This window comes from Bacillus sp. JJ1533 (assembly GCF_036965045.1).
Taxonomy (GTDB): Bacteria; Bacillota; Bacilli; order Bacillales; family Bacillaceae_L; genus Ferdinandcohnia.
Genome location: NZ_JBALOV010000031.1, coordinates 44150 through 56262, shown reverse-complemented (window position 1 = coordinate 56262; position 12113 = coordinate 44150). Strand labels below are relative to the sequence as shown.

The 12113-nt window shown below is 36.9% G+C and carries 10 protein-coding genes and 1 pseudogene; 2 read left to right on the top strand and 9 right to left on the bottom strand.

The features are described from left to right. Nucleotides 1-6: 6 nt before the first annotated feature. From V7138_RS16360 to V7138_RS16350, 3 genes are all read right to left on the bottom strand, one after another. Nucleotides 7-897 carry a carbohydrate ABC transporter permease gene (locus V7138_RS16360; RefSeq protein ID WP_335399236.1) on the bottom strand — a complete coding sequence of 297 codons (891 nt, stop codon included), beginning with the start codon at nt 895-897 and terminating at the stop codon, nt 7-9. A 94-nt stretch (nt 898-991) separates the two neighbouring features. Then, nucleotides 992-2269 carry an ABC transporter substrate-binding protein gene (locus tag V7138_RS16355; RefSeq protein ID WP_335399234.1) on the bottom strand — a complete coding sequence of 426 codons (1278 nt, stop codon included), beginning with the start codon at nt 2267-2269 and terminating at the stop codon, nt 992-994. Between the two features lie 490 nt (nt 2270-2759). Beyond that, nucleotides 2760-4418: a PAS domain-containing sensor histidine kinase gene (locus tag V7138_RS16350; RefSeq protein WP_335399232.1), complete on the bottom strand. Its 1659-nt coding sequence runs from the start codon at nt 4416-4418 to the stop codon at nt 2760-2762. A 459-nt stretch (nt 4419-4877) separates the two neighbouring features. Between V7138_RS16350 and V7138_RS25315 the strand changes: the two are divergent. Together V7138_RS25315 and V7138_RS16345 are read left to right on the top strand one after the other, a co-directional pair. After that, nucleotides 4878-4958 (top strand): annotated as a pseudogene (locus V7138_RS25315) (ferritin-like domain-containing protein); the annotation flags it as partial. Between the two features lie 347 nt (nt 4959-5305). Next, on the top strand, nt 5306-6376 hold the full coding sequence (locus V7138_RS16345; protein WP_335399230.1) for a sulfite oxidase: 1071 nt from the start codon (nt 5306-5308) through the stop codon (nt 6374-6376). A gap of 99 nt (nt 6377-6475) precedes the next feature. Here the strand turns inward: V7138_RS16345 and rlmH are convergent, their stop codons facing one another. From rlmH to V7138_RS16315, 6 genes are all read right to left on the bottom strand, one after another. Continuing rightward, a complete protein-coding gene (gene rlmH, locus V7138_RS16340) occupies nt 6476-6955 on the bottom strand; it encodes a 23S rRNA (pseudouridine(1915)-N(3))-methyltransferase RlmH (RefSeq protein ID WP_335399228.1) in 480 nt (159 codons plus the stop codon). A gap of 93 nt (nt 6956-7048) precedes the next feature. Then, on the bottom strand, nt 7049-7204 hold the full coding sequence (locus tag V7138_RS16335; protein ID WP_010677398.1) for a CxxH/CxxC protein: 156 nt from the start codon (nt 7202-7204) through the stop codon (nt 7049-7051). Nucleotides 7205-7362: 158 nt separating this feature from the next. Further along, entirely contained in the window at nt 7363-8598 is a 1236-nt protein-coding gene (locus tag V7138_RS16330) for a S1C family serine protease (RefSeq protein ID WP_335399226.1), read from the bottom strand. Nucleotides 8599-8724: 126 nt separating this feature from the next. Further along, on the bottom strand, nt 8725-9840 hold the full coding sequence (locus tag V7138_RS16325; RefSeq protein WP_335399224.1) for an ABC transporter permease: 1116 nt from the start codon (nt 9838-9840) through the stop codon (nt 8725-8727). After that, complete coding sequence (locus V7138_RS16320) at nt 9837-11096, bottom strand: ABC transporter permease (protein WP_335399222.1); 1260 nt, start codon at nt 11094-11096, stop codon at nt 9837-9839. Before V7138_RS16320 ends, V7138_RS16325 begins: the two co-directional genes overlap by 4 nt. Before the next feature lie 11 nt (nt 11097-11107). Then, nucleotides 11108-12040, bottom strand: a complete 933-nt coding sequence (locus V7138_RS16315; protein ID WP_335399221.1) for an ABC transporter ATP-binding protein — start codon at nt 12038-12040, stop codon at nt 11108-11110. Nucleotides 12041-12113 lie beyond the last annotated feature (73 nt).

Genomic DNA, 12113 nt, shown 5'->3' with positions numbered 1-12113 from the left:
GCTGATCTACTCCTTTCTATTGGTTACTCGGAATTGTATGACAGAGATAATGATCATAATTAATGCCATTAATATAGACATAGCTGCGGCATTTCCTAATTGTCTTTGTTCGAAAGCCTCATCGACAATATTCATTAGTAATACCTTCGTTTCTGTTCCAGGGCCTCCACGAGTCATTAAATACGGCTGTCCATAGATATTAAACGAAGCAATGGTTGATGTGATTGTGACAAAGAGCATCGTTGGTTTAATACTTGGTAATGTGATATGAATAAAGCGATGCCACCGGTTTGCCCCATCGAGTGAACTCGCTTCATATAGTTCCTCCGATACATCATTTAAAGCATTAATAAAAATAACCATATTAAAACCAATCGTCCACCAAAGTGTTGCTATAACCAGTGATACCCACGCCCACGGGATATCTGTTAGCCATGGAATTACCGGCATACCCCATTTTAGTAAATATTGATTTATTAACCCACTGTTCGTATCAAGAATCCATAACCAAATAATCGCCACAACTGAAACAGAAACAGCATAAGGCACAAAATAAATCGTACGGAATAACCCTTTAATCCTTACCGGGAGTGCGTTAACTAACAATGCAAGTCCTAAACCTACGGCAATCAATAATGGGACGCTATAGACGACAAATTGGAATGTATTTTTCAATCCTTCAAAAAATAAACCATTTAAATAAGAGTCACCATCAAAGATGTTTAAGTAATTTTTAAACCCGACAAATTCATGTACTGGATTTAACAAATCCCAGTTATGAAGACTCATCCATGCACCATAACCGATTGGGAACAAAAGAAAAACCACAAATAATAACAAATAAGGAAGAACAAACAGACTTGATGTCAATTGTGATTTCCAGCTTGATTTACCCATATTTCTTCCTCCTCTCTCACTCCAGCCCATCATTTTTTAATAAAAGAGAGACGTACAGGTGAATACTATATCCCCTGCCCGCCTCCATTACACATTACTTATTTAACAACTGCTCAGCCTTTTTATTTGCATCTTCTAGTGCTTGCTTCGGTTCCTTCTGACCAAGTAGGGCCAGGTTCACTTCAGCCCATAAAGGTTCAGATAATTGACCCCAGTTTGCAATTACAGGTGCGAATTTAGAATATTCGAATTGAGATGCAACAATCGGCTGTTGCTTCATTTGTTTAAATTCTTCACTTTGCTCATAGATTGCTTTTGAAGCTGGTGCTTGTCCTGACTTAGCCCACTCCATTGTGTTTTCAGCAACGAACTTCAAGAAATCAGTAATACCTTCTAATTTTGATTCATCTTCTACAGACGTCGGAATTACAAAATTATGCCCGTTTGCATAAACAGCTTGTTGCTTTGTACCAAGCTGTGGAACTGGTGCAACGCCATAGTTGATTCCTGCTTTATCCCACTGCTCCATCATCCATGGACCATTTAGATGCATAGCATTTTTCCCTTGTAAGAATAAAGTCACTTCACCATCTTGTTGAACATTTTCTGGTGAAACTTTTTCCTTCTTAATCAAATCACGGTAGAAGGTTAAGGCTTCAACAGCTTCCGGGCTGTTGTAATTAGGCTTACCATCCTTCATTAACTCGCCGCCATTTTGGAACAGAATAGTTGGGAAAATGAATTGGTTTGGCCAAAGTGTCGGTACAACAAATCCGTACTGATTTTTAGAAGAATCTGTAAGCTTTTTAGCAGCAGCAACGAATTCCTCTCGATTTGTTGGTGGACTCTCAGGATCTAGACCAGCTGCTTCAAATAAATCTTTGTTATAGTACATTACTAATGGGTGAATATCCAATGGAATGGAATACTGTTTACCATCTATATTCCCAGCGTTCCATGCAGTTTCGGAATAGTCTTCGGCTTTTAAGCCTGTTTTTTCAATTGTTTCGTCCAAGTCTTTTAATAAATTCTTACTAGCATAGTTTTCCATCTGGTCAGTGTGCACTATTAAAACATCCGGTGCACTCTTTTGACCTGATAATGCTAAATCTACTGTTTTATAATAGTCTGATTGTGGAACAATTTGAAAGTCCACTTCATATTTGTCCTGTGAATTATTGTAATTTTCAACGATTGTCTTCATTCTTGGTCCATCTGCACCAGAAAAAGGAGCCCAATACGTAATTTTATTGCCGCTTGCTCCACCGCCATTTTCCTTTGTCTCTTCTTTTGCTCCTCCACTACAACCAGCTAGCGTTCCAAGCGCAAGAGTTGCAGTCATTGCAATTCCTAGCCATTTCTTTTTCAACATTTTCTCCCCCTTAGTCGAAATTGATAATGTTACATCACAAAAATAGGAAACGTTTTCAGTTAAATTTACTCTTGGTTAGTTAATTTAATTTACCAACTGAAGTTATAATATAACTGAAAGCGCTTTTTGTCAATTATTTTTTTCAATTGAATTATAGCAATACAAGATACTAAAAAAGGAATTGCAAATATCGGTAAGTTCGAAAATTAGGGCTTTATTAGAAAAACAAAAGATAAAAAGGATTTAGTTTAAGAGTCGAGGTGAAGAGGATCCTTCTCAATAAAAGTCCAATTAATTAGATCAAAAAAGCAGTTTTAATGATATTGTTAAAGGTAAAATGTATTAATTAGGGCTAGCTAGCAATTTTCTATAATATATATCTAATTTTTCCTGAAAAATAAGTTTTTAAAATAACCGCATCTATATATGATATGGTTCCCCCTACCAATGAAAGATGCGGTTTTTATAGTGCGGTTCAAGAATATTTTCCTTATACACGTTCAACAGAAGGATTAATAGGTAAGTTAATATCAATGGTTGTACCTTTGTTTAACTGACTAGATACTTTCATCGTACCACCATGATTTTCAATAATTCGAAAGCTAACCATTAAACCTAATCCTGTGCCATTTTCTTTTGTTGAGAAAAAAGGTTCTCCTAATTTTGGGATTTGTTCCTCGTCTATTCCTACTCCTTCATCTATAATTTGGATATTAACCATCTCATTACTAGTTACATTTATCTTCACATGAATGTTTCCACCTTGAGGCATTGCTTCAATCGCATTTTTTACAATATTTATAAATACTTGCTTCAATTGATTTTGTTCACACCTTATGAACGGTATTTCATTATCAATTTCGAGATGGAATTGTATATTTTTTAATATTGCGTGTGGCATTAGTAATGAAATAATACTATTCAATATCTGTTTAATATTTATATGCTCATACTTTGTTGCTTGTGGCTTTGAAAGAATAAGAAATTCACTGACTATGAGGTTAATCCGATCTAACTCGGTTAACATAACATCTACATACTGTTTATCAATGCTTGACTTAAATAATTGAACAAACCCTTTAAGTGTTGTTAACGGATTTCTAATTTCATGAGCTACTCCTGCAGCTAGTTGACCAACAACTGATAATTTATCAGACCTTCTAATCATTTCTTCCGTAAAAATTGCTTCGGTCATATCTTTCGCAATTTCATAAATACCAAAAAGTTGATTATCGATAATAATTGGAATCATTTTTAAACTAACGACTCTTTCACTGCCATCTTTATGAATCATCGTTACTGTACATTCCTGTTGTTTTCCTTCATTAACATACTGAAAATACTCTCTGTGTAAATCTATATATTTTGAAACAAAGACAGATTCCCACTCTACTTTTTTGAGATCTTCAATCTTGTAACCTAGTAGTTCTTCACCTGCTTCATTTGCCTCTATTAATTTTCCATCTAAATTGAATGTAAAAATAGCGTCTGAATTATGGACAAATAAGGACTTAAACCGTTGTTCTGTTTCTTCCAAACGTCTTTCTAATAGTTTTTGATTTTGTTCTTGGCTAAATTTAAGTAATTCCTCAACTTTCTTACGCTTATCGATATCAATATCAATTCCATTCAATTTAACAAGTATTCCATTCGAGTCCAAAATGGGCTTAACACGTTTTTGAACCCACTTTAATTCACCATTTGGGAGCTGGATTCGATATTCACCTATTCCACTTTCTCCCTTGTAGACTTTTCGCTCTATTTCTTTTACAATGTCCATGTCCTCTTTAAAAATTACTTCTTTCCATAAATTTGAGTTTTTTATAAATTCATGAGCTTCATACCCATATAACTCACTAATTTTCGATGATACCATCGTGTGATTAGTTCGACGATTAATCGAATAAATGACCGCATCAACACCCTCAAAAAGTTCGACGATTTCTTTATCCTTTCTCTCCAATTCCTTAGCATAATATTTTGCCTTATCAACTTGGAAACCAAACCACCACACAGGGAATATAGATATGAATGTCAAAATCCATTCACTTGCTGGTAAATATCCTAGTGATAAATAAACATTTATTTTAAAAATTGTTGTGGTAATAAACAAAATTGAAATTGATAATATTCTCCATCTATACTTCATTTCTTAAACCCCTTAGTTTCCAACTATTATGCGCCTAATGACATTTTTACTATCTACACTACTTTCGTATTAGTACAATACATATAGTACCATAGTACTTTTTATTTCTTAATTATTTTTTGGAAACTAGTTGGAAATACAGCAAAAAATCGCTCCATTGACATAGGAATAATAAATTTTTTTCATAATAGCCCCCTTAAATTAAGTATAAACTTAAATATATTTGCTTTTCTAAAATATCTATACTCCCTTTTATTTAGATACATTTCTCCCAAACTTAATTATGAATAATCATTAAAAATAAAAGGCTTGGTTATTTTGAATAATCCAATCCATTTAATGGTAAGACAGTCTACATATAGTTTTCCTAATGTCCTAAAATTTCCTTTTTCCTAACACTAAAAGATAACCATACATTAAGCAAAAAGGAGATTTCTAGTTATAATGCCTAATCTATCTGTTAGAATTGTCTTTTCACAACTACGTAATGCCTCTTTAAATCATTTAGCAGCATTTGAAAGAGGGCTGGCTAGAAATTAATCTTTGTACTCACTTTAATGGGGCGATCTCATAGCCCCTATTATTTTTTATCATTTTCATTTACTTTCTCGTAACGGAAAGAAGACAGGTTTCCCTGTCTAAGCGTTATTAAATTATTTTAACTTTTCGAGCCACTATTTCTAATACGGTTCTCCGTTGTGATTATGGTGGATAATAAAAATACTTCGGTTAAAGAATCAATCTTTCACTCAACTTTTCCCATGTATTTTCTACTGTGATAAAGATAAAAGAGGTGTGATGAAATAATTTAATTTGGTCAAAAACTACCTAATTAGAATACATTGTTCATATACATACTTTATCAAAATTTCTAATTAGGAGGAATTATGGAACATTCAAACCACGATAAAGTGAGGCCGTATTTATTAACACGTTGTTTGTTACCTGAAAATCAGGAAACACCCATTCAATTTATCAATGCTAACATTATAGATAATAAATTATTCTATAGGCGAAACCACTTTTATTATCCAACTCTTTCTTACTCAAACTTTTGGCTACCGATTAATGGGATAGTATCAAAACCCCTACTCCTTTCTATGCAGGACATTCTACAATTACCTTCAAAAACAATACAGGTTGTTCTTGAATGTTCAGGAGATAAGCGCAACCTTTTCGAACCAAGAGTATTTGGTGAACAATGGGAAAAAGGTGCTATAAGCCAAGGCTATTGGAAGGGTGTACCGTTACGAATTTTACTGGAATTTTCCGGAATAAAGAAAGAAGCAAAAGAAATTGTTGTAGAAGGATATGATTTTGGAGAAAGAACTGACCTAAATAAGGTTTTTACCTACGCTCGAAGTTTGCCTATAGAGAAGGCGCTCCATCCTGATACCATTATTGCATATGAATACAATAACCGGCCAATTCCTTTTAAACATGGTTATCCATTGAGATTAATTGTTCCACAGTGGTATGCAATGGCGTCTGTTAAATGGATAAAGCAGATTAGTGTTATTGATTCTAATTTTACAGGACCCTTTCAAACAATCGATTATGTATATTATCCAAATAAAGAAAATAATAAAGATGCCTTCCCTGTTACTACAATAAACGTAAACTCAACGATTCAAAGGCCATTGGATATGGAAGTTTTAAATACTGGTAAGCATTTGATTAAAGGGATTGCTTGGACAGGCAAAGGCTTTATTACAAAGTTAGAAATCAGTGTAGACGGTGGAGTTACTTGGCTAAATGCTAATTTAGAGCCCATTAAAAAGGATCGTTATGGCTGGCAATCTTGGTCTTATGAATGGACTATATCACAGAAAGGTGAATATGTGATTATGTCAAAAGCAACAGATTCATATGGTCGGACCCAGCCAAATACACCTTTTTGGAATAGAAAAGGATATGGGTATAATGCTTTTGATAAAATCAATGTTAAGGTCGAATAGCAGGAATTTATATTTCCTGCTCTGATCAATTTTATGGATCATATTAGACTTATATTATCCGTCCATTCTTAAGCAGAACTTTAACTTTCTGCTTTACCACTATTTGTGATACGGTTCCCCTCTATTAATCCGAAACGCCCTGTACACTTGCTCCACCAAAATCAGCCTCATCAATTGGTGCGGGAAGGTCATCTTTGAAAAAGATAATGTATCATTGGCACGCTTCATAACATCTTTGCTTAACCCTAGTGATCCCCCGATGACGAAAGCAATTTTACTCTTTCCATAGGTTGCTAGGTTATCAATCTCCGCTGCTAGTTGCTCGGAAGATTTCATCTTTCCTTCAATGGCTAACGCAATTACATGGGTGTCATCTGAAAGCTTTGCAAGAATTCGTTCCCCCTCTTTTTGTTTTACCTGCTCCATTTCCGTCTCGCTTAGATTTTCTGGTGCCTTTTCATCAGCGAGCTCCACGATTTCCATTTTTGCATAGGCTGTTAATCGTTTTAAGTATTCGTTAATCCCTTGGATTAAATATTTTTCTTTCAATTTACCAATTGTCACAATTGTGATGTTCACAGTTATCCCCACTTCGCTCACATTATACAAACAAACTATCCACAAGAGTTATCCACATATCCACATTTTCTATCCACATCTTGTATGGGAATATTAGTTCCCCACAACATATACCGCCTTATTTTGACAAAATTCACAGGTTGTTGATAAGTTTTCATCTTCAATTTTCGTCATAATAGGCGCTACCTCATGCTCGTCTACCACGATATCTAACGCTAATTCGATATGTTCTTCACAACATTTAATCATGATTACGTCCTCCAACTATCTTACCCACAACCCCCTGGGAATTATGGGTATAACTTTTTTTCTTTATCTTCATTATCCACATGTTATTATCTTACCCATTTTAGCATATTATTTTGTCCACAAAAAACAGGAGAATCCATACTCTCCTGTTTCAATTCTTACATTGATTCTTTTGCCAATTTCATGGTCACCTTTTGTTTTTCTCCCGCTCGGTAGAATGTTACCTCCATTGTGTCACCTACTGATTTTTTATATAAATACTCTCGTAGCTCTACCACAGATGTAATTTTTTCACCATCAAGCTCGGTAATTACATCAAGCTCCCGTAATCCTGCTTGTGAGGCTGGGGTATTTCGGAACACTTCTAAAACGGCTACTCCCTCTGTGATATCATTTGGTAAATGTAAGGTTTGCACACGATGATAGGAGGAAATTTCACTTAGTGACCTAAGCTGACCCACTCCCATAAATGGCCGCTTTACCTCGCCATACAGTTCAAGATCTTCAATAATCGGCTTTGCACTCGTAATCGGAATCGATAGCCCAATCCCCTCAACCGCTTCCTGTGCAATTTTCATTGAATTGATCCCGATTACTTCTCCCTTAATATTCACAAGCGCGCCACCACTATTCCCTGGATTAATCGCAGCATCTGTTTGCATAACATCGGCATTCCAATCAGGTACACCATCCTGATTAATATCAACCGGAATCGTCCGATTTAAGCCCGAAATAATTCCTAGCGTTACAGATCCGGAAAATTCAAGCCCCAATGGATTTCCAATCGCAATGACCGGCTCGCCAAGATTAATATTATCGGAGTTCCCAAATTGAGCAACATTTTCGACATGGCTTGCATCAATTTCAACCACTGCCAAATCAGTCCAAATGTCACTCCCAAGTAACCTGCCCTTCACCCTTGACCCGTCACTTAAACTTACTTCTAGATCTGATGCTCCTTCGATAACATGGTGATTTGTGACTATAAAGGCCTTGCCATTTCCTTTTTTATATACGACTCCTGAACCTGTACCTGCTGTTGTTGATTCCTCCGACCAAAAGTTCGTTTGTTGAAGGTTCACAATTCCAACGACTGCATCACTTACTCGATCCACAGCTTTAGTGATTTCGGATGTCACATTTACGTTAATTGTCTGCTGGACACTTTCTCCGGTTGTCGGTGCCTTTTTATCTACATCATCAAGTCCATTTGCCTCTTCAGGTGATACATCTTCCTCGTATGGGAGTAGATGATACTTCGTTAATGTCGGTATAAGTACAATAACGAGCAATGCCCCAATGATAGCCCCCAATAGTGCTGTAAAAAATAATCCGCCACGGCCTCTCCTCCGTTTAGATCTTTGATTTTCATACCCCTGATCATAATACCCCATACTGCCATTTCTCCTTTTAAAAAACATTCTATCTTCAATTTTACCCACATTTTACATAAATCATGACCAGGCCTAGACGCACCAAAGGCAGGAGCCGACCGCCCCTGCCTTTAATTACTACTATCATTATGCGTTTTTCCGTTCCATTACGTTAATTCCAATTCCGATTAGCACAACTCCCATTAATGTCAGAATGCTCATCGGATAGAATAACTCACTCATTGGAGCTCCGTATATGGTTGCAGCCTTTAAGCCTTCCATTCCATGTTTAATCGGCACAATGTCCGAAACCATTAATAAAAACTCTGAGCTGACAATTTCTAATGGCCAATAAGCCCCACCAAGCATTGACAAAGAGACAGATACAAGTGAAATAATCGCATTGAATTGCTGAGTGCTTTTTACAACACTGACTAGAAATAGAGCTAACGCGACAATGGAGAACACGTATGGAATTAAAACAATCAATGTTTTTCCAAATCCCCCGTAAAAATCTACCCCGACTGCATACCGGAACACTAAGAAGATGAGAGCAACTTGAGCATATCCCATCAGGAAGCTATACACTAAATTGCCTGCGTACATCTCCCATTTTTTTAAAGGGGATAAAATCATTCGGTCCCAAACTCCCCATGTTTTCTCCTGTAAAATGTTATGAACATTATAGGAGATTGTGTAAATGACAAAGAATAAGGTAAATCCAAAAATCGTCTGCAGCTGGTTATCGATGATCACCGCATCATCGCCACGAAATGAGGCAGCCTGTATCTTGAATAACGGGTTCTCTTTCGTTTCCTTTAATTCTTCTAAAATCGCATCTGAATCAATATGGCTACTCGTGGCCGTTGCCTCTTTAATTTGGTCATCCAGTAAAACGTCCCCATAAAAGGTTTGAAGATAGCTGTCTAATAGATGAAGATTAGACGACGTTTCTGTCACTACAACAATCGTGTAGGAGTCCTCTTTAAGCTTCACCGCTGCTTCGGCATCGCCTTCACTGACCATTTTCTTCGCTTCAGCCTCTGCTGCTAATTTAAACTCAAAGGACTCAGACTTAGTTAATTCCTTCCAAAGTGCCGTTTCCTCTATATTTTCGATATCTGTATAAACGGGAACATTGATATTTGAATAATTTGCAGCACCTAATAATAAGGCAAATACAATACTCATCACGGTCATGCCAATCATAAGCATTGGCTTTCTCAGAAACAATTGAAATTTTGCTTGTAAAATACTTATCATATGGCATCACCTCTTTTCGGAAAACTAAACACAGCGACTGTCAGCATGACTAAGCCAAAACCAACTAAATAAAAAATATGATGAGCAATTGATGATAGCTCTACTCCTTGCAGCAATTGCAATAAGGCTGTCATGCCTGCACCATTTGGCGTAAAATTACCTAACAGACCAATCAGTGATGAAGATTCACCAATCGGCGTGAAGCTGCCACCTAAAAAGGCAAAAATCGCGACGATCACATTTCCAAAAAAATTCGACACGCCTTCTGAATCAATTCGGAAGTTAATGGCCGTCAACAACGCCCCGACTCCACCAATCGCAAAACATAAAGCTAAATTAACGGCGAAAAACCCGAGCAAATCTTTCCAAACGACATTAAATACTAACGAAGTCACTCCATATAAAATCGCCTGCTGAACAATAGAAATCACGATAACGGAGAAGAAAATCCCGCCCAAATATGACCATCTTGATGTATTGGATAAAATAATTCGGTTAAACACCTCTAACTGCTTTTCACGATACGCAAATGATGCTATATGGGAAGCAATAAACATAATAAACATGACACTCATACCGACAGAATAATATTGCAAAGAGTTGATTGGTTCTCGTTCCGTTACCGTTTCAATTTGTCCTAGCTTCTTACTTCCGACCGCATCTAACTGGATTCCCGCTTTCCCAATGACAGTCATAGAAGTCATCTGCTTTTGAAAATTAACTAAAATATCCTCCACTACCTTTGGAGAAATTTCTTTTCCTTCATTTTTATATAGCTTAAGTGTCGCCGTAGAAGGCTCATCAAGTAAAGCTGCTGAAAGGATATTGAATGTGTATTGTTCTGGTATTTCGATGACGGCGGAATAACTGTCATCGTTTTTTATTTCATCTAGTTTTGCTGGCTCGACTCTCTCAAGCTCAACAATTTCTTTTAATTCCTTACTACCAAACACTTCATCTCGTAAGATCTGAATCGGACGAAGCTGATTTGCTCCTTGAATTAATGCTGTTTCTGCTTCAGGTGGCAGTCCTTCTGCCTTTACCTTTTGGACAAAATCATCGATATCCTTTTGTTCCTCACTATAATCAATCAATGCAACCTTAACTGAAATCGCTTCGGTACCACTACCCATGACCCCGCCTAAGGCAAAACCAAGAATGGCAATTAGGATGAGTGGCATTAGCACTAAAACGAGCAGCTCCTGAGGATTCCGTACTAACACCAACAGGTCTTTTTTTATAAATGGAATAATCATCACTTCACCCCCTAGTCTCTTAGTGCTCTACCTGTAAGATGAAGGAAGACATCTTCCAGTGTCGGTGCTTTTACTTCAACTGAGATTAATGATGTTGCGGTTTCCTCAGCAAATTGGGAGATTTTTTTGAATAAATTGTACTCCTTTGGCACGATCACAGTAACATCACGATCCTGTACCTTTACTTGACGAACAGTCGAATCCGCTTCAAGAAGCTGAATAAATTCCTCTTTCGCTCGCTCTACCTTGATTGAAATGGTATTTTCGGAGGATAAAATATTCTTTAGTTCCTCTTTTGTACCAGAGGCAATGATATGACCTTTATCCATAATATATATCCGGTCACAAAGGAACTCGACTTCCTCCATGTAGTGACTCGTATATAGCACGGTCATTCCGCGTTCTTTGTTAAGACGCTTAACGGTTTCTAAAATATAGTTACGTGATTGTGGATCGATTCCAACAGTCGGCTCATCCATAATGATGATTTCTGGATTATGCAAGAGGGCCACTCCAATATTCAACCTTCTTTTCATTCCACCTGAAAAGGTCTTCACGAGATCCTTTCTACGGTCCGTCAGGCCAATTTGCTCCAATACTTCCTCGATTCGCTGCTTCAGCTCAGCACCCTTTAACCGATAAATCTCGCCAAAAAAACGTAAATTTTCTTCCGCAGATAAGTCCGTATACAATGCAATTTCCTGTGGAACGACTCCTAAGATTTTCCGGATCTTCTGTGGATGCTTAATCGTGCTTTCATTCAGTAACCGTACATCCCCTGAAGTCGGAACAACTAGTGATGAAAGCATGGAGATCGTCGTCGATTTCCCCGCCCCATTCGGACCTAATAACCCAACAATCTCACCTTTTTCCAAAAACATATTAATTCCTTGTGCGGCATACTTTTGTTTATATTTCTTCGATAAATCAATAACCTCTAACATCCCGTCAACCTCCCTTATGCTTCTATCATAGACTTTCTCGTCTCCATACAGCACTATCCCGCGTCACTTGTTG